Below are 20,066 nucleotides of genomic sequence, written 5' to 3'. Positions count from 1 at the left end.
GGGCCGGCACCAGGCCGGACTCGGGATCAGTTGCCGGACTTCTCCGGGCGGTCCGTCTCATCGCAGTCGTGTTCGTCTTCATCCTCGTCGTCCTCCTCGGCGAGGATGGCCTGCAGACGGGCCTGATAGGCTGCCTCGGCACGGGCCTCCGCCTCGGCGGCGAGGCGCGCTTCCTCGGCAGCGCGTGCGGCGCGTTCGGCGTCCGCCTGGGCGCGATCGGCGTCGAGGAAGTCCTGGATCGCGAAGACCAGCGGACGGACGCCATCGCCGGTGAGGGCGGAGATCTCGAAGTGGCGATCCACCGGGCCGTAGCCCTCGAGGAACGCGGCGATCCGCTCGGCGCGCTCTTCTTCCGGGATCAGGTCCAGCTTGTTCAGGGCGAGCCAGCGCGGCTTGTTGTACAGTGACTCGTCGTACTTGCGCAGTTCCTCGACGATCGCCTTGGCGTCATGAACGGGGTCGGCGTCCGGATCGAAGGGCGCGAGGTCAACGAGGTGCAGCAGCACGCGGGTGCGCTGCAGGTGGCGCAGGAACTGGTGGCCCAGTCCGTGGCCTTCGGCTGCACCCTCGATCAGGCCGGGGATGTCGGCGATGACGAAGCTGCGGTTCTCGTCGGTGCGCACCACGCCCAGGTTGGGCGCGAGCGTCGTGAACGGGTAGTCGGCGACCTTCGGTTTGGCGGCCGAGACGGAGCGGATGAAGGTCGACTTGCCGGCGTTGGGCATGCCCAGCAGGCCGACGTCGGCCAGCACCTTGAGTTCCAGGCGCAGCATGCGGCGCTCGCCTTCCTCGCCGAGGGTGCGCTTGCGCGGCGCGCGGTTCACGCTGGACTTGAAGTGCAGGTTGCCGAGGCCGCCCTTGCCGCCGCGGGCGATCAGTGCGCGCTTGCCATCGACATCGAGGTCGGCGATGAGTTCGCCGGTTTCAAAGTCGGTGATCACGGTGCCGACCGGCATGCGCAGCGTGATGTCCTCGCCGCTCTTGCCGTAGCAGTCCTTGTTGCCGCCGTTCTCGCCGCGCTGCGCGCGGTGCATGCGAGTGTAGCGGTAGTCGACCAGCGTGTTGAGGTTGCGGTCGCCGACCGCAAAAATGCTGCCACCGCGGCCGCCATCTCCGCCGTCGGGGCCGCCGCGCGGGATGAATTTTTCGCGGCGGAAGGAGGCCGATCCGTTGCCGCCGTCGCCGGCCATGACCTCGATGCGCGCTTCGTCAATGAACTTCATGTGCTGTGCAGTGCCGAGTTGTGCTTATGGCAAAAACAAAAAAGCCCTACCGCAAGGATAGGGCTTTTCGAACCTTGATGCCGGAACTCAGGCGGCTTCGGGCACGATCACGACCGTGCGGCGGCGCGAGGCGCCCTTCACGGTGAACTGCACGGTGCCGTCCTTCAGCGCGAACAGGGTGTGGTCCTTGCCGATGCCGACGTTCTCGCCCGGGTGGTATTCGGTGCCGCGCTGGCGAACGATGATGTTGCCTGCGAGCACGAACTGGCCGCCGTAGCGCTTCACGCCAAGTCGTTTCGATTCCGAGTCGCGGCCGTTACGGGAACTACCGCCAGCTTTTTTGTGTGCCATGACGAATTACCTCCTTGGCTAATCAGGCCGAGATCGCTTCGATGCGAAGCTCGGTGTAGTTCTGGCGATGGCCCTGGTGCTTCTGGTAGTGCTTGCGGCGGCGCATCTTGAAAATCTTGACCTTCTCGTGACGGCCGTGGGAAACCACGGTCGCCTTCACTGCGGCGCCGGAAACCACCGGGGTGCCGATCTTGACCGACTCGCCCTCGCCGACCATGAGAACCTGGTCGATGGTGATTTCGGAGCCCACGTCTGCCGGTATCTGTTCTACCTTGATCTTTTCGCCGGCGACGACGCGATACTGCTTGCCGCCGGTTTTTATCACCGCGTACATGGTGTTGCTCCAGTTGATGGGTTTGCAAAGGAATCGCGCACCTTACACGACGAGCAGGATTTTCGTCAAGAAAATCAGCGCTTAGGCGCAGGCTCCGGAACCTTGCCAAGGTATCTCCTCGGGTGCGGGTATTCCCCAATACTGACATTCGATCGAAGTGGAACTATGATTCGAATGTTGTCAGACAACTTTGGGGCGCCGGGTACATGGTGGCAAACGAGAAATCAGGGCGCGGACCACGGTTGAGCGTCGTCGTCGCGGGCCAGCTGGAAGCGTGGATCAGCGAGCAGGGCCTCAAGGCGGGGGCGCTGTTGCCTACCGAGAAGGTTCTGTGCGAACGCTTCGGAGTCAGCCGGGCGGTGATCCGCGAGGCCATTTCGCGCCTGAAGGCCGACGGTTGCGTAATGACGCGGCAAGGGTCGGGCGCCTATGTGGCGGCGCGGCCGGGGCAGGGCAGTTTCCGCCTGCTGCGTGGGGGTGTCAATGGCGACGCGGTGATGGAGGGCAGCCTGTCCGATCGCGAGATATCGGACATTTTCGAACTGCGCTACCTCGTCGAGGCTGGCGCGGCCGAGTTGGCGGCGCTGCGCTGCTCGCCGCAGGAACTCGACCGGATGCGTGACGCGCTCGAGCGCATGGCGGTCGCGCTGGAGACCGGCGCCGACGCCCACGCCGATGACGACGCCTTCCATGTCGCCATCGCAGCGGCGACGCACAACCCGCAGATCGAACGTTTCCAGGCTTTCATGGGGCAGCAGTTTTCCGACTCGCGCGCGCCGACCTGGAACGAGGTCGGACATCGCGCCGGACGGGCGCGCGATTCGCAGGCCGAGCACGTAAGGATCTTCGAGGCGATCGCGGCGGGCGATCCGGTTGCTGCACGAGCGGCCGCAACGGAGCATCTGGCGGGCGCCGTGCGGCGTTTCGGGCTGGACGAACGGCGTTGGGGTGAGCTGGTGGCAATCAAGGGGACGCGCGTGGCGGATGCGCGCAGCGAGGAGTTGCACGAAGTGGAGAAGGGACGATGAACATTGCAGCGGACCCGGTGAGTCTGGGCGAGCAGGAGGCGGACTTTTCGTCCGTCGACAAGGCTCGGGTGGTGGAGGCGCTGGCGCGGGTGCTGCCTGCGGGGGCGTTGATGTACGACGTCGAGGACTTGCGTCCTTACGAATGCGACGGCCTGTCGGCGTATCGCCAGATGCCGATGGTGGTGGCGCTGCCGACGACGGAGGAGCAGGTCGTCGCAGTGCTCAAGGTATGCAGCGAGATTGGCGTGCCTGTCGTCGCGCGTGGTGCCGGTACTGGTCTGTCGGGGGGCGCGCTGCCGCACAAGTTCGGTGTGGTGCTGTCGCTGGCGCGCTTCAACCGCATCCTGCACCTGGATGCGCATGCGCGCACGGCGGTCGTGCAGCCGGGGGTACGCAATCTTGCGATCTCGGAGGCGGCTTCGCCGCACGGCTTGTATTACGCACCCGATCCGTCGTCGCAGATCGCGTGCACCATCGGCGGTAACGTCGCCGAGAACTCGGGTGGCGTGCATTGCCTCAAGTACGGTCTGACCGTGCATAACGTGCTGCGTGTGCGCGGGGTGACCATCGATGGCGAGATCGTGGAGATCGGCAACCACGGCCTGGATGCGCCGGGCTACGACCTGCTGGCGCTCCTGATCGGTTCCGAGGGCATGCTCGCGGTCGTCACCGAAGTGACCGTCAGGCTCACGCCCAAGCCACAGCTCGCGCAGTGCGTGCTGGCGGCCTTTGACGACGTCATCAAGGCGGGCGAGGCGGTCGCCGAGATCATCGCGGCCGGCATCATCCCCGCCGGCCTCGAGATGATGGATCAGCCCGCGACGGCGGCGGTCGAACAGTTCGTGCATGCGGGCTATCCGCTGGACGCGAAGGCGATCCTGTTGTGCGAGTCGGACGGCACGCCCGAGGAGGTCGCCGAGGAGATCGAGCGCGTGCGTGCGGTGCTCGAACGCAGCGGTGCGACCGAGATCCGCGTCTCGCGTGACGAGGCCGAGCGCATGAAGTTCTGGGCCGGCCGTAAGGCGGCCTTCCCTGCGGCGGGACGCATCTCGCCCGACTACTACTGCATGGACGGCACGATTCCGAGGAAGCGTCTGGGCGAGATGCTCGAGGCGATCCAGGAGATGGAGGGCAAGCACGGCCTGCGCTGCATCAACGTGTTCCATGCCGGCGACGGCAATCTGCACCCGCTGATCCTGTTCGATGCCAACCAGGAAGGCGAGCTCGAGCGCGCGGAGGCCTTCGGCGCGGACATTCTCGAGCTGTCGGTCGCGCTGGGCGGCACCATCACCGGCGAGCACGGGGTCGGGATCGAGAAGATCAACCAGATGTGCAGCCAGTTTACGCGCCCTGAGCTGACGATGTTCTTCCGCGTGAAGGGCGCGTTCGATCCGCGCGGGCTGCTCAATCCGGGCAAGGCAATCCCCACGCTCAACCGCTGCGCCGAGTACGGACGCATGCGCGTGAGCAGCGGGCGTGTGCCGTATCCGGACATCCCCCGTTTCTGATGGATCGGGGCTGGATCCAGTTTCTTCTGGTGGTGGTGCCGGTCATGTCGCTGATCGGCTCCTGGCTCGCATTGCGGGCGATCGCCGAGCGGCAGGACCGGAAGCGGTGCGCGCCGAAGAGGCCGGAGCAGGCGGCGTGCGGTACCAAGGACAAGACAGGGAATAAGGCGGAAAGCGAATGAGCGATTTGACTGAACAGTGGTGCGAGCGCGTGCGCGCCGCCGCTGAAGCCGGAACGCCGCTGCAGGTGCGCGGCGGCGGCACGAAGGATTTCTACGGGCGCACCCCGGCCGGCGAGGTGTTCGACACCCGCGGCCATACGGGCGTGGCCAGCTACGAACCGACCGAGCTGGTCGTGACGGTGAGGGCGGGCACGCCGCTCGCGGAACTCGAGGCGTTGGTCGCCGAGCGCGGACAGATGCTCGCGTTCGAGCCGCCGCATTTCGGCGCCGGCGCGACGGTGGGCGGCTGTGTGGCGACGGGCTTGTCCGGTCCGCGGCGCGCAACGGCGGGGGCGCTGCGCGATTTCGTCCTCGGCGTGCGCGTCATCGATGGCCGCGGCGAGGTGCTCTCGTTCGGCGGCCAGGTGATGAAGAACGTGGCCGGCTACGACGTGTCGCGCGCCATCACCGGCAGCCTCGGGACGCTGGGCGTGATCCTCGACGTGTCATTGAAGGTGTTGCCGCGGCCCGTTGCGGAGACCACCTTGCGCTTCGCCATCGGCGAGAAAGAGGCGATCGATCGCCTCAACGATTGGGGCGGGCAGCCCTTGCCCGTGTCGGCTTCGGCCTGGGCTGATGGTGCTCTGCACCTGCGCCTGTCGGGTGCCGAGGCTGCCGTGCGGGCGGCCGAGCGCAAGCTCGGCGGCGAGGTGCTGGCGGACGATGTGGCCGCCGACCTGTGGCAGGACATTCGCGAGCAGACGGACGGGTACTTCTCGGACGTCGCGCCGGGCGAAGTTCTGTGGCGCCTGTCGCTGCCGAGTTCGGCCGCGCCGGTGAAGCTGGCGGGCAGGCAGCTGATCGAGTGGGGCGGTGCGCTGCGCTGGCTGCGTTCGGATGCGCCCGCGGCGACGATCCGCGATCGCGTCGCAGCACTGGGTGGGCATGCGACGGCCTTCCGCGGGTTCGACCGGGCAGGCGACGTCTTCCAGCCGCTTCCCGCTCCGGTGATGGCGATCCATCGGCGCCTCAAGCAGGCCTTCGATCCGGCGGGGATCCTCAATCCCGGCCGCCTCTACGACGGAATCTGAACATGCAGACCCAACTTGCCGATTTCATCAAGGACACGCCCGAAGGGCGCGAGGCCGAAGCGATCCTGCGCGCCTGCGTGCATTGCGGCTTCTGCACCGCCACCTGTCCAACCTACCAGCTCCTCGGCGACGAGCTCGACGGGCCGCGCGGGCGCATCTACCTGATCAAGCAGCTCCTTGAAGGCCATGATGTCACGGAGAAGACGCGACTGCATCTGGACCGCTGCCTGACCTGCCGCTCGTGCGAGTCGACCTGTCCGTCGGGGGTCCATTACAGCCGGCTCGCCGACATCGGCCGCCACATCGTCGAACAGCGCGTGCCGCGCAGCGGCGCCGAGGCGGCCAAGCGTTGGGCGCTGCGCGAGTTCGTGCCGCGTGCCGACGTGTTCGGCATCGCAATGAAGGCCGGCCGCGCGGTGCGCGGACTGCTGCCCGCAGCCCTGAAGGAGAAGGTGCCCGATGCGCGTCCCTGCGGTCCCTGGCCCAAGCCGCGCCACGCCCGGCGCATGCTCGCGCTGGCCGGCTGTGCGCAGCCGGCGATGGCGCCGTCTATCAATGCCGCGACGGCGCGCGTGCTCGACGCCGTCGGCATCTCTCTGGTCGAGCAGCCGGGTGCGGGTTGCTGCGGCGCCGTGCGCTTCCACCTCAATGACCAGGAAGGCGGTCGCGACGACGCGCGGCGCAACATCGACGCGTGGTGGCCGGCGGTGGAGCGCGGCGAGGTCGAGGCGATCGTGATGACGGCCTCGGGCTGCGGCGTGCAGGTCAAGGACTACGGGCACCTGCTCGCGCAGGATCCGGCCTATGCCGAGAAGGCGGCCAGGATCGCGGCGATGACGCGAGACGTCAGCGAGATCGTCGCGGCCGAGGGTGAAAAGCTGCAGGAGTTGCTCAGGACGCGGCGCGGCGACGCCGTGGCGGTGGCCTTCCAGTCGCCCTGCACGCTGCAGCACGGCCTGAAGATCCGCGGGGTCGTCGAGAGTCTGTTGACGACCGCCGGCTTCACTCTCACGCCGGTGCGCGATGGCCACCTGTGCTGCGGTTCGGCTGGCACCTACTCGCTGCTTCAGCCTGAACTTTCGAAACAGCTGCGCGCGAACAAGCTCGCGGCGCTGGGCGAAGGCGGCGCGACGATGATCGCTTCGGCCAACATTGGCTGCATGACCCATCTGCAGGCGGGCACCACGACGCCGGTACGGCATTGGGTCGAGCTGGTCGATAGCCGCCTCAACGGTTTCCCGCTGTAAGCATCTGCGGCGCACTTCTTGAGTGAGTGCGCCGCAGATGCTGCGAGGCAACAGGTGCTGTGGATCTTGAGGGCTGTCCCGACGTCCTAGTCCGGGCGTGACCCTCGTCACACGGGCGTGCAAGGGGGCGGTCCGCGATCTACCGCTAAGTAGGTAGCCACTGTAATATCGGCGCAAAAGAACGAGCCTATTCGCCTATGCCAATCACAGTGGAAACCTGCGTTGCCAGCCATATCGGAGATCGGCACGAACAGCAGGACCGTGTGGGGGTGTTCGCCCATCCGCGCGAACGCGGGATGCTCATGGCAGTCCTTGCCGACGGGATGGGTGGGCATACCGGTGGGGCAATGGCGGCGGAGCAGGTGCTGCTCAAGGCGCGGCAGAACTTCGACGATTATTCCCCGCGTTCGGAGGATGCCGGCAGCCTGCTGAACACCATCGTCAACGATGCTCACCTGATCATCCGCCTCACACGACTGACGAGCGAGAAGGAACCGCACAGCACCGCGGTCGTGTTGGTGCTGCAGCCCGGCGAGATACGCTGGGCGCATTGCGGGGATTCTCGTCTTTATCACTTTCGTGATAGTTGCCTGATGGCCCGCAGCGAGGATCATTCCGTCGTCGGCGATCTGCAGCGCAAGGGGCAGCTGAACGACGCAGGCGCCCGCATTCACCCCCGGCGCAATGTCCTCCTGTCCTGCCTGGGGAGCGAAAGGCCACCCGAGGTCACCCTGAGTCAGGGGGTGCGGCCGCAGGCGGGGGACAGTTTCCTGTTGTGCTCGGACGGCTTGTGGGGCCTGCTCTCGGACGCGGAGATCGCCGCGGAAGTGTGTGCGCGGCGCGCCCGCGACGCCGCCGAAGTGCTCGTCGAACGCGCGCGCAAGCGCGGGGCGGGCGCGGGCGACAATATTTCCCTCGCGTTGATCAAGCTCGTCGAGGCGCCTGCCTCACAGCCTTAGCCAGTTGCGCCGCCAGAAGGCTGCGGCCATCGCGGCAGCGACTCCGGCCATCATTGCCAGCGCGACGTAGAATCCCTGTCCGTCCGCGATCAGCGGCATCCGTTCGAAGTTCATGCCGAAGATCCCCGTGATGAGTGTCGCCGGCAGGAACAGGGTCGTCAGCACCGTGAGGATGCGGACCTCGACGTTCAGCCGGTTAGACACCGCCGACAGGTAGATGTCCATCAGGTCGCCAAGCAGTTCGCGCACCGCGTCCAGTGTCTCGATCACGTGGATCGTGTGGTCGTAGATGTCGCGCAGGTAGAGGCGCGTTTCCGGCTGGAAGAATGTGCTTTCGCCGCGTAGCAGGCCGTTCAGCACCTCGCGCAGCGGCCAGATCGCCCGCCGCAGCAGCTGGGTGTCGTGCTTGACCAGGTTGATCGTGCGCAGCAGCGCCGGGGTGGGGCTGGCGAGCGCCTCGTCCTCGAGTTGCTCCGCGGTGTCGCCGAGTTGGTCGACGACCACGAAATAGCGGTCGATGACCGCGTCCAGGAGAGTGTAGGCCAGATAGTCGGTGCCGCGCTTGAGCAGGGGCGCGTGAGGCGTGCGCAGGCGTTCGCGGATGGGTTCGAAGATGCCCGTGCGCCGCTCCTGGAAGGTCAGGACGAAGCTCTCGCCCAGGACCACGCTCAGCTGGTCGGAACTCAGCGTGCGCGACGCCGGGTCGTACTCGAATACGCGCAGCACGCAGTAGAGGTAGCTGCCGTAGTCCTCGATCTTCGGCCGCTGGTGCGTGTTCAGGATGTCTTCGAGCACCAGAGGATGCAACTGAAAGCGCCGTCCGATCTCGCCGAGGATCTCGGCATCCTGCAAGCCGTGCACATTGAGCCACAGGCGCCCGTGCGCAGGTTTGTACTCGCGCGATTCGACGATGCTCGCGAAGCGCTTTTCCTCGATTCCGCCCTCGTCGTAGGCGATTAGCGTGATCTCGGGGCGATCGGTCTTCACCGCGCCGACGTGGACCAGGGAGCCCGGCGGGAGGCCCGCCTTCGCCGTCGTGATCGCCATCGTTTTGCGTCGGCGGGTGCCGTTGCGTGACGTCTTCATCGGGAACTTTCTTGCAGGAACAGGTTGCGCTGAAAATGGCAATCGGTATTATCCGTCAAGCGCCCCCTGCAAATTGCAAGGAATTTGCAGTTTGCATCAAGAAAACAGAACAGGTGATGGCGCCAGCACCTGCAGATTCAGTCGCGGATCATCGGAGAGTCGAATACGGAAGTTGCACAGCGGAGCAGTCGGCCGCCGTGCTTTCATGTCCGCCGTCGGAGTTGGCCCGCGCAAGCGTACACATTTACCAACCCAGTCAGGGAGGACGCCAATGGCTCTGTTGATCGGAGTGCCAGCGGAAGCGAATGCCGGCGAGCGACGTTTGTCGGTCGTTCCGGATGTAGTGAAGAGATACCTAGGTCTTGGTGCCAAGGTGGTGATCCAGGCCGGTGCGGGCATGCCGGCGCATTTGCGCGACGACATGTTCGCGGATGTCCAGTTCGCCTCGAGCGGCGTCGAGGTGTGCGCTGAGGCCGATGCCATGCTGTGCGTGCAACCGCCGTCGGCGGAGCTGATCGCGGCGATGAAACCCGGTGCAGTGCTGCTGGGCATGCTGCAGCCCTGGTCCAGTGCGGAGCGCGCCCGACAGCTGATGGAAAAGCAGATCACCAGCTTCGCGCTCGAGTTGCTGCCGCGCATCACACGCTCGCAGAGCATGGACGTGCTCTCCAGCCAGGCCGCCGTGGCTGGTTACGAGTGCGCACTGATCGCCGCCGACCACAGCCCGAAGTTCTTCCCCATGCTCACCTACGCGGCCGGCACCATCCGACCGGCGAAGGTTCTCGTGATCGGCGCGGGTGTGGCGGGCTTGCAGGCAATCGCCACCGCGCGGCGCATCGGCGCGATGGTTGAGGCCTACGACGTGCGCCCCGAGACGCGCGAGCAAATCGAATCGCTGGGCGCGAAGTTTGTCGACACGGGCGTTTCCGCGGCCGGCACCGGCGGCTACGCGCGCGAGCTCACCGACGAGGAGAAGGCGAAGCAGGCCGAACGCCTTGCGAAGGCGGTCGCGCAGTCCGATGCGCTGATCACCACGGCAGCGATCCCCGGCAAAAAGGCGCCGAAGATCATCACCGCCGACATGGTTGCGCGCATGAAGCCGGGCGCGGTCGTCGTCGACATGGCAGCCGACTCCGGCGGCAACGTCGAAGGCACCGTCGCCGGTGAAAAGACTTGGGTGGGCGACGTGCTCGTGATCGGTCCCACCAACATTGCCAGCCGCATGCCCGTGCATGCGTCCGAGATGTACGCCAAGAACCTCTTCAACTTCATCTCCCCCTTCATCAAGGACGGCGAGCTCGTGCTCGACTGGGAGGACGAAGTGATGGCGGGTTGCTGTCTCACCCACGCGGGCGAGCTGCGGCACGCGGGCGTGAAGCAGGTTCTGGGACTGTAAGGGGGACGCAAACGTGGAAGGCATTACCGCGCTGTACATATTCATGCTGGCCGCATTCACGGGATACGAGGTGATCTCGCGCGTGCCGGTGATCCTGCATACCCCGCTGATGTCGGGGTCGAACTTCGTCCATGGCGTCGTGCTCGTGGGCGCGATGGTGGTGCTCGGCCACGCCGATCCGGAAGATCCGACGCAGCTGGCCATCGGCTTCGTTGCGGTGTTCCTTGGCGCCGCCAACGCCGCCGGCGGCTACGTCGTGACCGAACGCATGCTCGCGATGTTCAAGTCGAAGTCGGGAGGTGCGCAATGAACGGCGTCATCCAGCTGGCGTATTTCGGCGTCGCCGTGGTGTTCATCCTCGGCCTGAAGGCGATGAGCTCGCCTGTCACGGCGCGCAAGGGTATCGTGTGGGCGGGGTATGCGATGATCGCCGCCACCCTCGTCACCTTCTACACTCCGGGCATGCAGAACTACGGACTGATGATCACCGCCATCGTCACTGGCGGCGCGGTCGCGTGGTGGAGCGGAAAAGTCGTCAAGATGACCGACATGCCGCAGATGGTCGCGATCTACAACGGCATGGGCGGCGGCGCGGCGGCAGCGATCGCGGCGCTCGAGTTCGCCCGCGGCGGCACGCACGGTGTCACGGCGACGACGCTCGCGGTTGTCGGTGCGTTGATCGGCTCGGTAGCGTTTTCGGGTTCGTGCGTCGCATTTGCCAAGCTGCAGGGCATCATGACCAAGACTTGGCGCCTGCCGCAGCAGAACCTCGTGAACGTTGTGCTCGCGGGGCTTGCCGTGGTGCTCGGTTTGGCGATCATCGTCACCGAAACGCCGCCTGCCGTTATCGTCATCGCGTTCTTCATCGTCGCGCTGGTGCTCGGCGCGATCCTGACGACGCCGATCGGCGGCGCCGACATGCCGGTGGTGATCTCGCTGCTCAACGCCTTCACGGGCCTCGCGGTCGGTTTCGAGGGCTACGTGCTCGGCAATCCGGCGCTGATCGTCGCGGGCATCGTCGTCGGCGCGTCCGGTACGTTGCTCACCCAGCTCATGGCCAAGGCGATGAACCGCCCGATCAGGAACGTCATCTTCACGCCGCTCTCCGGCGCGGCCGCAGGCGGTGGTGAGGCGATCGAGGGCACGATGAAGGAGCTCTCCGCGCTCGATGCGGCCTCCGTCATGCGCTACGCATCCAAGGTCATCATCGTCCCCGGTTACGGCATGGCGGTCGCCGGTGCGCAGCATAAGGTCTGGGAGATGGCGCAGCTGCTTGAGGAGGGCGGTGTCGAGGTGGCATTTGCGATTCATCCGGTCGCAGGTCGTATGCCGGGCCACATGAACGTGCTGCTTGCCGAGGCCGGTGTGCCCTACGACAAGATCTTCGACCTGGAGGAGATCAACGCCGATTTCCCGCAGGCCGACGTGGCCCTGGTGATCGGAGCGAACGACGTTGTGAACCCGGTTGCGCGCACCGACAAGTCGAGCCCGATCTACGGCATGCCCATCCTCAACGTCGACATGGCGCACAACGTCATCGTCGTGAAGCGCGGGCAGGGCGCCGGCTACTCGGGAATCGAGAACGCGCTGTTCTACAAGGACAACTGCCGCATGCTGTACGGTAGCGCGCAGCAGATCATCGGTGAAGTCATCACCCATGTGAAGGCGCTGGAGGTCTGAGCGTCGTCCGAAAGCGGCCTTCGGCTCCCGAAAGGGGCAGGCCGCTTCAGTTCGCGGCAGGGCGTGCCGTAATATCGGGAACCGGTGATTGGCGAGGATTGGCCGATGCTGCAGCGTGCCCTGCTTGCGAGTTTTATCCTGCTGTTATCGACGACCCTGTCCGCGCAGACCGCGACCGCGCAAGCGGACGTATCGCCAGCGCCTGCGGTAGCGACCGATGCGGCGAAACCGGATCGCTCCTTCCGCGACATTTCCGGCTACCGCTATCCCGCGCTGTCTCGCACCCAGGGCGACCTTCAGAGCCTCGCTTACGCCCTGCAACTGCGCGACTACTGCGCCGACGAGCGCGTGCCGGACGATTTCGTGAAGGCGCAGCTCGCGAGTTTCAGCCGCATCACCGGCCGCACGGAAACCTGCCGGACGCTGCTCGCTTACTGACTCTCCCCCGTCAGGCGAGGAAAGCGCCGAAGGCGGCGGCGGTCATCGGCTGGCCGAAGAGCGGTCCTTGCTGCAGGCGGCAGCCGAGAGCGGACAGGAATGCCTCCTGCGCTTCGGTTTCGACGCCGCGTGCGAGCACCTCCAGACCGAGGATTCCGGCCATGCCGGCAATCGCTTCGACGATGGCCTCGCTGTCCTCGCGGATGCCCACCTCGCGCACGAGCAGAGGGTCGAGCTTCAGCGCGTTCAGCGGGTAGCGCTTGAGCCGGGGAATCGACGACAGGCCGCGGCCGTAATCGTCGATCGCCAAGCGGACCCCACTTCCGGCGATAGACTGCAGCAGGCCGATCAGGCGCGTGTGCTCGTCATTGAGCACACGCTCGTCGAGATCCAGTTCCAGCCGCGCTGCGTCCAGGCCGGATGCGCTCAGCGCGTGGCGCACGCGTTCCCCGAGATTGCCGTGCAGTAGCTGTTCGAGCGCCACGTTCACCACGACGCGCACGTCGCGGCCTTCATGCTGCGGCCATGCGGCCGCCGCCGTGCAGGCTGCATGCAGCACCCAGTCGCCCATCCGCACGAGCTGTCCCGCATCGCGCGCGACGCCGCCGAAACGCTGGAAGGGAATCATCCCGAGTTCCGGGTGATGCCAGCGCAGCAAGGCTTCTCCGGCATGCACGGCGCCGTCGCGGACGTCGACCAGCGGCTGGAAATGGACATCCAGCTGCCCCAGATCGACCGCCTGGCGCAAGCGCGTCTCGAACGCGAGCAAGGGCGCGTCAGGCAGGTCGTGCATCACCACCATGAGGCCGGGATGGGCGGCCGAGTCGAGTGCATACGTGACGATGTCGACGTCGAAGGTGCTGCCGTCGCTACGCCGGTGCTGCCAGATTCCCGGTTCGCCGGCGTGCCGGCCGTCGCCCGGTGTAGTGCGCAGGGCGCCGATCTCCATCGTGCCCAAGGTTTCGCGTGAATACCCATACACGCGGGCCGCCGCCACGTTGGCGGCGAGGATGCGCAGTTGCGGCCCTTCGCAGAGCAAGGTCGGCAGGGGACTATCGACGAACATGCGCTCCAGTATGCTTTCGCCTGGGGCCGCAGGCGGATTTTCCGCTGCCGAGTCGTGCAGTGCGGGTGGCAGGATCAACAGGCGCCAGTCCGGTTTGGGTCCCGCGAGCACGCGTGCGGCGATCTCGCCGCTGCGGCCCGGCACTTTGAGGCGTGCGATCTGTGCGGCGTCCGCGGCTGGCCAGTCGATGCCAAGGCAGTCCGCAACGGCTTGCCCGATCAGGTTTCCGCGCGTGAGTCCCAGTGCCCCGAGGGCTGCCGCGTTCGCCGCAGCGATGCGGTCGCGCTCGTCAAGGACGATCACGGGCTGCTCCAGTGCCGCTGCGAGCCGCGGCCACAGCGCGTCCACGGCCGGTGTCTCGTCGAAGGTGGCGCTTGCGTAGGCTTCGGTGATGACGTCCGGGCTCAGGATCAGCGCGTGGATGCCCGGACGGATGCGCGCCGCAGCGACGAAGCGCAGGTCGCGATGCCGCTCGCCCGGCAAGGACACGCGCAGGCTTCCGCGCATCTCGCCCTGAATGAAGAGGCGGGCGCGTGCATCGAGGAAGTCGCGTTCGGAAGGGAAGAGGTCGGCGAGAGGCTTCCCGGCAAGTTGCCGATAGTCGCGTTCGAGCAGGCGGCAGGCCGCGCTGTTGGCTTCCAGCACGACCTCGTCGCCCGTGATGATCAGGCCTTCGTCGATCAGCTCGAAGAGGGCGAGGTAGAGCCCGGTCTCCGCGCCTTCGGAAAAATCCGGGACGAAGGGCTCTTCTTCGGGATTTTCGTTACCCTGCGGGCGACGGGCTGCGTTCATGGGGGCGGTCATTCCACGTATTCGGGCGGTGTTTCAGCGTAGTCCCAGAATACTCGAACGCCCCGCAACGATTGCGCCGAATAGGCGGCAAGGGTGCCCCCAATTCCGCGAGATGCCGCTCGCGGTCGGGGCGGCAATCGTTCGCAGGCGGCCTACTTGCGTCCCAGTCCACCCAGCAGGACCGCGATGGGGCGGGCGTGGCGGTGCGGCGGCGCGCCGCGCTTGTCGGTTCCGGCTTCCGCCGGCTGCAGACTTGCGCCGGCTGCTGCGACCGGGGCGGTCGGCTCGTAGGGTTTGCTGAAATCGAAGCCGTCGGCGGCGATCATGGATTTACCGCGGCGCCGCGCTTCACCGTTTCGCGCAGTCGCGGTGCTGCGCGCGGCCGGCGCCGGCTCGCGCGGCGCATCGGATGCCTTCGCGGACGGGCTGCGACGTCCCCTGCTGCGCGTCCCCGCCTCGTGGAAGTCGGGTTCAGGATCGAAACCCGGCACGGGTTCCTGCGGAATCTGCAGCTTGATCAGTTTCTCGATCTCGGCGAGCAGATGCTTCTCCTCGGCGCTCACGAGCGACACCGCGCGCCCCTGGCGACCCGCGCGGCCGGTCCGGCCGATTCGGTGCACGTAATCTTCCGCGGTGTGCGGCAGCTCGAAGTTGATCACCGAAGGCAGGTCGTCGATGTCCAGTCCGCGTGCGGCAACATCGGTCGCCACCAGCACGCGCAGCTTGCCCGACTTGAACGCCTCCAGCGTCTCCGTGCGCTGTGCCTGGCCCTTGTCGCCGTGGATCGCGTCGGCAGCGATGTCGTGGCGTTCGAGGAAGTGCGCAAGCCGCCCGCATTCGATCTTGGTTGCGACGAATACCAGTGCCTGGGTGTCCGGTTCGTGGCGCAGGATGTGCGCCAGCAGGTTGCGCTTGAGGCCGGCCGACACGGGGTGCACGCGGTGCGTGATCGTCTCCGACACCATGTTGCGGCGGGCGACCTCGATCAGCTGCGGCTCCTTGAGCATCTGGTCGGCGAGTTTCTTGATCTCGTCCGAGAAGGTCGCCGAGAACAGCAGGCTCTGGCGCGAGGCCGGCAGCAGGTCGAGAATGCGGCGGATGTCCGGGATGAAGCCCATGTCCAGCATGCGGTCAGCTTCGTCAAGCACCAGCATCTCGACCTGGTTCAGCACGATCGTCCTCTGCTGCACGTGGTCGAGCAGGCGTCCGGGCGTGGCGACGACGATCTCGACGCCATTGCGCAGTTCCTGGATCTGCGGCTTCATGTCGACGCCGCCATAGATGCAGGTGCTGCGCAGCGGGACGTACTTGCTGTAGGTCTTCACCGACTCGAACACCTGCATCGCCAGTTCGCGCGTCGGCGCAAGGATCAGCGCACGCACCGGGTGACGCGCGGGGCTGGTCGAAGTGCTGGCGTGGCGGGAAAGGCGCTGCAACAGGGGCAGCGTGAAGCCGGCGGTCTTGCCGGTGCCGGTCTGGGCACCGCCCATCACGTCGCGGCCGGACAGCACGACAGGGATGGCCTGCTGCTGGATCGGGGTAGGGGTGGTGTAGCCGGTGTCGGCCACAGCGCGTAACAACTCGGGATTCAACCCGAGGTCGGCGAAGCTCATAGGCGCCTATCTTCCATGGGGGCCTGTCGCGTCGGGCGCGACGCCAGAAGAGGCGACTGGAGGAACGGAGACCGGAACGCAGGGGTTCCGGAAAGGGCTCGCGCCAACCGGCAGGCAGGGTGCTTTAAAGCGAGCATTATACATGCACGATCGCGTCCGTTTGTTGCGATGCAGTGAGTTGGCCGCGCACGGTGGCACGCGGCGCTCAAGCGCCGCCCGGATTGCGCAGTGCGAGGTAGCAGGTGATCTCTTCGCGGTCATGGTAAAGGTGCTTCATGCGCAGCTCGAAGGGGCCGTGCGGCCCGAGGCGCTTGGCGATGATGGTGCGGCACTGCTCGACCGCCTCGAGGCGCTTCTTCATCGGCAGCTTCAGGTTGAACATCGCGCGGCGGCAGCGGCCCGCGCCGATCCAGTCGGCCATCAGCGCGGCGACGCGCGTCGGCTGTTCGACCATGTCGCACACCAGCCACTCCACCGGGCGCGGCGGGCGCCAGGTGAATCCGTCCGCGCGCAAGTGCTCGACCAGTTCCGTGGCCATCACCGTGGGGGCCATCGGGCCGTTGTCGATCGCGGTGACGCGCAGCCCCCTGTGAGCGAGCTGCCAAGTCCAGCCGCCGGGTGCTGCGCCGAGGTCCACCGCGCGCAGGCCCGGACGCAGACTCGCAGTGCGTTCCTCCTCGGTGAGCAGCGTGAAAAAGGCTTCGGCGAGCTTCAGGGTCGAGCGACTGGCTGCTTCGCGCAGCATGCGCAGGCGCGGGATGCCCATCGGCCACAGCGCTGCGCGCCCGGGCAGGGCGGCGCACAGCCAGGCCGTGTGGGCGTCGGAGAACAGCACGTGCAGCGCGGGAAGGCCCTTGGCGCGTTCGCGAAAGGTGTTGGCCTTGTCCAGCTCGCGCTGCAGCGGGGCCGTGAAGCGTTTGCAGAAACCGGACTGCTGTTTCGCCTCGTCGGTGTCGGGCGTCTCCAGCAACAGGTCGGCGAAGCGCTGGCCGCTGACACGTGCCGCAGCGACGATCGGCGCCGCGCGGTCGCGCTCGGGCAGGTCGGTGATACGCGCGAACCAAGGAAGGAGCTGGCGGGCGAAGATCAGGCTGCGCCAGTCGCAGAGTTCGGCCAATTCCGCGAAGGGGACAGGTTCGGGCGTTTCGAACACGACGAACGCCTTGCCTGGCTGGGCGCGCACGAAACCCATGAGCCCGAGTCCGGCGGCAAATTCATCGAGTTCGGCCGCGGTTTCCTTCTCGAAGCCGGAACGACAAAGTGCGAGAAGGCCGTTGGCGGTAAAGCCGGGTCGCGGCGACGGGGTCAGGGACATGGGGAGGGACTCGCTGCGGGAGTGCCCGCGCTGTGTGCTGTTATCGGATGGCCGCGGATGATAAGCCGCGGCGGGGGTGCAGCAAAGCGCCGAAGGGTATCCGGCGCCCGTGCGCTCGGCGGGGAGTTATGACGATGAGCTTATTGTCCCGCGCGCGGGCGTTTCGCCGCGCGGTCTTCCGCTGGAGCTGCACTTGGCGCAGTGTCCATGGTGGCAGGGCCCGCAACGCTTGCCGGAATCGCTGCTGGCGTAGGCGCCTGGGGATGGGCGACCTGCGACGGGACGGTCGGCAGGTTGTTCTGCGTCATGTAGTCGTTCATCTCCCGCCAACCAGCAAAAATGGCTGCCTTCTGCGCCTTTGCATTGAGGGCATAGCAGTCTTCCAGCGAACGGCCGGCGTGCCGGCACGCGCCGCCGACCGCCTTCCCCTCGGCCTCCGCGAGGGCAGCCGTTTTCTGTGGGTCGGGCAGGTCGAGCGCGTTGCTCAGCTGCTCGCAGGCGCTGAGGCTCAGGAGCAGGAGGAGGGGCATTAAACGTTGCGCGAGCATGGGCTTACCTTGTACCGGTCACGGGGTTCTCCGTCTATAACGTCCGTGGAGGAAAAATCTTGACGCAATGTTCGCGTGCTGCCCCGGGCCGGCGGGGTGGAAGGGTTTTATAATGCGATTTTGGCATTCTATGGTCGTTAAGGAAGCAGGAATGAAGCCTTTGGCTCGCGTGTTGCGCAATGGTGTCGTGGCGGGTATTGCCGCCATGGTGTGTGTCGGATTCCCGGTCGCCGCGCAGGCGGCCAAGGCCAAGCCGGCCAAGGCGGCGGAACCGGCTGGGCCGACCGAAATCCGGCTCGTGCATCAGCTCAGCCCCGAACGTGAAGAGGCGCTGCAGAAGATCGCCGCGCGCTTCAACGAGGGCAGCAAGGATTACCGCCTCGTCGTCAAGGCCGCGAGTTGGAGCGACATCGACGCGCCGCACATGGCGATCCTCGAAGGCAGCGATGAGGATCAGTTCCTCGCCGCTGTCAAACCCCGCTACAAGGCCCTCTCCAGCGTGATGCGCGAAGCAGGCGTGCCGCTGCAGACGCTCAAGCCGCCTGCAATGATGGATCGTGCCCTCACGGACGCCAAGGGGCAGTTGCTTGCGCTGCCCGTGGGTCTGTCGACGCCCGTGCTGTACATCAACCGCAAGGAATTTCAGCGAGCGGGGCTCAACCCGGATGCGCCGCCCAAAACCTGGTTCGACCTTCAGCAGGCCCTCGGCCAGCTATTCGACGCGGGCTCGAAATGCCCCTACACCGTGTCCCAGCCCGGACGCGTCATGATCGGCAATACCAGTGCCTGGCACAACGAGCCGGTCGCGGCGCGCCAGGGCAAGGTCGAGCGCCCCGCCTTCAACGGCATGTTGCAGGTCAAGCACGTCGCGATGATGGCGAGCTGGCATCGCGCGCGCTATCTCCACACCTTTGACGCCCAGTCCGAGGCCGAGCAGCGCTTCGCGTCGGGCGAGTGTGCGGTCATCGCGGCGCCGTCGTCGACTTGGACCGACTTCCGCCGCAAGGCCGAATTCGACATCGGCATCGCGCCGCTGCCGTATCACGAGGATTTCCCGGGCGCGCCGCAGAACACCCTCGCCGACGGAGCCGCAATGTGGGTCGCTGCAGGCAAGAAGCCCGCCGAATACAAGGGCGTCGCTCGCTTCGTCGCATTCTGGTTGCAACCCGAAAACCAGGTCGCATGGCAGCGCGAATCGGGCTACCTGCCGCTTAACCGCGCGGGCCTGTTCGCCGCGCAGAGCGACGTCCTCGGTGCCGACCTCGAGAACGTGAAGGTCGCCGTTGCCCAACTCGGCAACAAACCTGCGACGGTCGACTCGAGCGCATCGAGCTTCATCGGCCGCGCCCGCGTGCTGGGTATCCTCGACGAGGAGCTGAGTGCCGTGTGGGCCGACCGCAAGCCAGCCAAGGAAGCGCTGGACAACGCGGTGACGCGCGTCCAGGCGATGTTCCCTGTCCCGCGCTGAGCAAGCGATGCATCGTCCGGAGTTCCCGCTCCCCGCGGTGCTTGCGCACCGCTGCGGCGGGACGCTCGCGCCGGAGAACACTCTGGCCGGGTTTGTCGCAGCGGTCACAAATGGTTGTCGCGGCGTCGAATTCGACGTGATGCTCAATGGCAGCGCGTCGCCGGTGCTAATCCACGACGAATCGCTCGAACGCACCACCAACGGCTACGGACCGGTCGCGCACACGACCGACGATGTCCTGTTCGCGCTCGATGCGGGCGCCTGGTTCGATCCGCGCTTCGCAGGGGAGCCTGTCCCCTCTCTCGATCTTGCCGCGGCCCGCTGCCAGGCGCTCGGGCTGGCAGCGAACATCGAAATCAAGCCGTCGCGCGGCACCGATGCCGAAACGGCGGAGCGCGTCGTGCGTCGTGTGCGTACATTGTGGGCCGCTACGCCCGACAAGGTGCTGCTGTCCTCATTTTCCGAACGCGCACTCGAGATCGCGGCGACGCTCGCGCCCGGTCTGCGCCGGGGGCTGCTGGTTGAGGCGGTGCCGGCCGATTGGCTCGTTCGCTGCAGGCGACTGCGCGCTGCCTCCCTTCATGCCGATCACCGCCACCTCGATCCGGCCTGCGTCGCGGCTGTGCGCGAGGCCGGTCTGTGGGTCGCGACCTACACCGTCAACGACCCCGGGCGCGCCGCGACCCTGTTCGAATGGGGTGTCGACTGCGTGATCACCGATCGTCCCGATATTGTCCGGCCGCCAAGGCGGTGAGCGTTCGC

The 20,066-nt window shown here is 66.5% G+C and carries 20 protein-coding genes; 12 read left to right on the top strand and 8 right to left on the bottom strand.

Features of this window, described 5'->3' with window-relative positions; genetic code table 11:
• Positions 1-26 precede the first annotated feature (26 nt).
• From obgE to rplU, 3 genes are all read right to left on the bottom strand, one after another.
• Entirely contained in the window at positions 27-1,223 is a 1,197-nt protein-coding gene (gene obgE, locus ToN1_RS05720) for a GTPase ObgE (RefSeq protein WP_169205233.1), read from the bottom strand.
• 87 nt (positions 1,224-1,310) lie between these two features.
• The gene (gene rpmA / locus ToN1_RS05715) at positions 1,311-1,574 is read right to left on the bottom strand and encodes a 50S ribosomal protein L27 (protein ID WP_169205234.1); all 264 of its coding nucleotides are present in this window, start codon (positions 1,572-1,574) and stop codon (positions 1,311-1,313) included.
• A gap of 22 nt (positions 1,575-1,596) precedes the next feature.
• The gene (gene rplU / locus ToN1_RS05710; RefSeq protein ID WP_169205235.1) at positions 1,597-1,908 is read right to left on the bottom strand and encodes a 50S ribosomal protein L21; all 312 of its coding nucleotides are present in this window, start codon (positions 1,906-1,908) and stop codon (positions 1,597-1,599) included.
• A 242-nt stretch (positions 1,909-2,150) separates the two neighbouring features.
• Between rplU and ToN1_RS05705 the strand changes: the two genes are divergently transcribed.
• From ToN1_RS05705 to ToN1_RS05680, 6 genes are all read left to right on the top strand, one after another.
• Positions 2,151-2,936 (top strand): FadR/GntR family transcriptional regulator, encoded by a 786-nt coding sequence (locus ToN1_RS05705; RefSeq protein ID WP_244860974.1) that lies wholly within the window; start codon positions 2,151-2,153, stop codon positions 2,934-2,936.
• On the top strand, positions 2,933-4,444 hold the full coding sequence (locus tag ToN1_RS05700) for an FAD-linked oxidase C-terminal domain-containing protein (RefSeq protein WP_169205237.1): 1,512 nt from the start codon (positions 2,933-2,935) through the stop codon (positions 4,442-4,444). The genes ToN1_RS05705 and ToN1_RS05700 overlap by 4 nt, the downstream gene beginning before the upstream one ends.
• Entirely contained in the window at positions 4,444-4,626 is a 183-nt protein-coding gene (locus tag ToN1_RS05695; RefSeq protein ID WP_169205238.1) for a hypothetical protein, read from the top strand. Before ToN1_RS05700 ends, ToN1_RS05695 begins: the two co-directional genes overlap by 1 nt.
• The gene (glcE, locus tag ToN1_RS05690) at positions 4,623-5,696 is read left to right on the top strand and encodes a glycolate oxidase subunit GlcE (protein WP_169205239.1); all 1,074 of its coding nucleotides are present in this window, start codon (positions 4,623-4,625) and stop codon (positions 5,694-5,696) included. Before ToN1_RS05695 ends, glcE begins: the two co-directional genes overlap by 4 nt.
• Positions 5,697-5,698: 2 nt before the next feature.
• Positions 5,699-6,943: a glycolate oxidase subunit GlcF gene (glcF, locus tag ToN1_RS05685; RefSeq protein WP_169205240.1), complete on the top strand. Its 1,245-nt coding sequence runs from the start codon at positions 5,699-5,701 to the stop codon at positions 6,941-6,943.
• A gap of 197 nt (positions 6,944-7,140) precedes the next feature.
• Positions 7,141-7,902 carry a PP2C family protein-serine/threonine phosphatase gene (locus tag ToN1_RS05680; RefSeq protein ID WP_169205241.1) on the top strand — a complete coding sequence of 254 codons (762 nt, stop codon included), beginning with the start codon at positions 7,141-7,143 and terminating at the stop codon, positions 7,900-7,902.
• Here the strand turns inward: ToN1_RS05680 and corA are convergent.
• Positions 7,891-8,988: a magnesium/cobalt transporter CorA gene (corA, locus tag ToN1_RS05675; RefSeq protein ID WP_244860973.1), complete on the bottom strand. Its 1,098-nt coding sequence runs from the start codon at positions 8,986-8,988 to the stop codon at positions 7,891-7,893. The genes ToN1_RS05680 and corA overlap by 12 nt on opposite strands.
• Before the next feature lie 271 nt (positions 8,989-9,259).
• Here corA and ToN1_RS05670 point away from each other — a divergent pair, with 271 nt between their 5' ends.
• The 4 genes from ToN1_RS05670 (at position 9,260) to ToN1_RS05655 (ending at position 12,502) form a co-directional block, all read left to right on the top strand.
• Positions 9,260-10,384: an NAD(P) transhydrogenase subunit alpha gene (locus ToN1_RS05670; RefSeq protein WP_169205242.1), complete on the top strand. Its 1,125-nt coding sequence runs from the start codon at positions 9,260-9,262 to the stop codon at positions 10,382-10,384.
• 13 nt (positions 10,385-10,397) lie between these two features.
• Complete coding sequence (locus tag ToN1_RS05665; RefSeq protein WP_169205243.1) at positions 10,398-10,694, top strand: NAD(P) transhydrogenase subunit alpha part 2; 297 nt, start codon at positions 10,398-10,400, stop codon at positions 10,692-10,694.
• Complete coding sequence (locus tag ToN1_RS05660) at positions 10,691-12,064, top strand: NAD(P)(+) transhydrogenase (Re/Si-specific) subunit beta (protein WP_169205244.1); 1,374 nt, start codon at positions 10,691-10,693, stop codon at positions 12,062-12,064. The genes ToN1_RS05665 and ToN1_RS05660 overlap by 4 nt, the downstream gene beginning before the upstream one ends.
• Positions 12,065-12,169: 105 nt before the next feature.
• Positions 12,170-12,502, top strand: a complete 333-nt coding sequence (locus ToN1_RS05655; protein ID WP_169205245.1) for a hypothetical protein — start codon at positions 12,170-12,172, stop codon at positions 12,500-12,502.
• Positions 12,503-12,512: 10 nt separating this feature from the next.
• Here ToN1_RS05655 and ToN1_RS05650 read toward each other — a convergent pair whose 3' ends face one another.
• The 4 genes from ToN1_RS05650 to ToN1_RS05635 all read right to left on the bottom strand — a co-directional run bounded on the left by ToN1_RS05650 (position 12,513) and on the right by ToN1_RS05635 (position 17,836).
• Positions 12,513-14,360, bottom strand: a complete 1,848-nt coding sequence (locus tag ToN1_RS05650) for an EAL domain-containing protein (protein WP_244860972.1) — start codon at positions 14,358-14,360, stop codon at positions 12,513-12,515.
• Between the two features lie 152 nt (positions 14,361-14,512).
• Complete coding sequence (locus tag ToN1_RS05645; RefSeq protein ID WP_169205247.1) at positions 14,513-15,973, bottom strand: DEAD/DEAH box helicase; 1,461 nt, start codon at positions 15,971-15,973, stop codon at positions 14,513-14,515.
• Between the two features lie 205 nt (positions 15,974-16,178).
• Positions 16,179-17,288: a 23S rRNA (cytidine(2498)-2'-O)-methyltransferase RlmM gene (gene rlmM, locus ToN1_RS05640; RefSeq protein ID WP_169205248.1), complete on the bottom strand. Its 1,110-nt coding sequence runs from the start codon at positions 17,286-17,288 to the stop codon at positions 16,179-16,181.
• 140 nt (positions 17,289-17,428) lie between these two features.
• A complete protein-coding gene (locus ToN1_RS05635) occupies positions 17,429-17,836 on the bottom strand; it encodes a hypothetical protein (protein WP_210148033.1) in 408 nt (135 codons plus the stop codon).
• Positions 17,837-17,987: 151 nt separating this feature from the next.
• Between ToN1_RS05635 and ToN1_RS05630 the strand changes: the two genes are divergently transcribed.
• Both ToN1_RS05630 and ugpQ read left to right on the top strand, forming a co-directional pair.
• Positions 17,988-19,304 carry an extracellular solute-binding protein gene (locus ToN1_RS05630; RefSeq protein WP_210148032.1) on the top strand — a complete coding sequence of 439 codons (1,317 nt, stop codon included), beginning with the start codon at positions 17,988-17,990 and terminating at the stop codon, positions 19,302-19,304.
• A gap of 7 nt (positions 19,305-19,311) precedes the next feature.
• On the top strand, positions 19,312-20,058 hold the full coding sequence (gene ugpQ / locus ToN1_RS05625) for a glycerophosphodiester phosphodiesterase (protein ID WP_169205249.1): 747 nt from the start codon (positions 19,312-19,314) through the stop codon (positions 20,056-20,058).
• The last annotated feature ends 8 nt before the right edge of the window (positions 20,059-20,066 follow it).

Origin of the sequence: Aromatoleum petrolei (assembly GCF_017894385.1) — a bacterium.
In the GTDB taxonomy this organism is placed as follows: Bacteria; Pseudomonadota; Gammaproteobacteria; order Burkholderiales; family Rhodocyclaceae; genus Aromatoleum; species Aromatoleum petrolei.
This window is presented reverse-complemented; position numbering and strand designations above follow the sequence as displayed.

What these genes read in the sequence shown, in the direction of transcription:
- obgE (WP_169205233.1), bottom strand. Translation starts at nt 1,223, where the DNA reads ATGAAGTTCATTGACGAAGCGCGCATCGAGGTCATGGCCGGCGACGGC.
- rpmA (WP_169205234.1), bottom strand. Translation starts at nt 1,574, where the DNA reads ATGGCACACAAAAAAGCTGGCGGTAGTTCCCGTAACGGCCGCGACTCG.
- rplU (WP_169205235.1), bottom strand. Translation starts at nt 1,908, where the DNA reads ATGTACGCGGTGATAAAAACCGGCGGCAAGCAGTATCGCGTCGTCGCC.
- ToN1_RS05700 (WP_169205237.1), top strand. Translation starts at nt 2,933, where the DNA reads ATGAACATTGCAGCGGACCCGGTGAGTCTGGGCGAGCAGGAGGCGGAC.
- ToN1_RS05695 (WP_169205238.1), top strand. Translation starts at nt 4,444, where the DNA reads ATGGATCGGGGCTGGATCCAGTTTCTTCTGGTGGTGGTGCCGGTCATG.
- glcE (WP_169205239.1), top strand. Translation starts at nt 4,623, where the DNA reads ATGAGCGATTTGACTGAACAGTGGTGCGAGCGCGTGCGCGCCGCCGCT.
- glcF (WP_169205240.1), top strand. Translation starts at nt 5,699, where the DNA reads ATGCAGACCCAACTTGCCGATTTCATCAAGGACACGCCCGAAGGGCGC.
- ToN1_RS05680 (WP_169205241.1), top strand. Translation starts at nt 7,141, where the DNA reads ATGCCAATCACAGTGGAAACCTGCGTTGCCAGCCATATCGGAGATCGG.
- corA (WP_244860973.1), bottom strand. Translation starts at nt 8,988, where the DNA reads ATGAAGACGTCACGCAACGGCACCCGCCGACGCAAAACGATGGCGATC.
- ToN1_RS05670 (WP_169205242.1), top strand. Translation starts at nt 9,260, where the DNA reads ATGGCTCTGTTGATCGGAGTGCCAGCGGAAGCGAATGCCGGCGAGCGA.
- ToN1_RS05660 (WP_169205244.1), top strand. Translation starts at nt 10,691, where the DNA reads ATGAACGGCGTCATCCAGCTGGCGTATTTCGGCGTCGCCGTGGTGTTC.
- ToN1_RS05655 (WP_169205245.1), top strand. Translation starts at nt 12,170, where the DNA reads ATGCTGCAGCGTGCCCTGCTTGCGAGTTTTATCCTGCTGTTATCGACG.
- ToN1_RS05650 (WP_244860972.1), bottom strand. Translation starts at nt 14,360, where the DNA reads ATGAACGCAGCCCGTCGCCCGCAGGGTAACGAAAATCCCGAAGAAGAG.
- ToN1_RS05645 (WP_169205247.1), bottom strand. Translation starts at nt 15,973, where the DNA reads ATGAGCTTCGCCGACCTCGGGTTGAATCCCGAGTTGTTACGCGCTGTG.
- rlmM (WP_169205248.1), bottom strand. Translation starts at nt 17,288, where the DNA reads ATGTCCCTGACCCCGTCGCCGCGACCCGGCTTTACCGCCAACGGCCTT.
- ToN1_RS05635 (WP_210148033.1), bottom strand. Translation starts at nt 17,836, where the DNA reads ATGCTCGCGCAACGTTTAATGCCCCTCCTCCTGCTCCTGAGCCTCAGC.
- ToN1_RS05630 (WP_210148032.1), top strand. Translation starts at nt 17,988, where the DNA reads ATGAAGCCTTTGGCTCGCGTGTTGCGCAATGGTGTCGTGGCGGGTATT.
- ugpQ (WP_169205249.1), top strand. Translation starts at nt 19,312, where the DNA reads ATGCATCGTCCGGAGTTCCCGCTCCCCGCGGTGCTTGCGCACCGCTGC.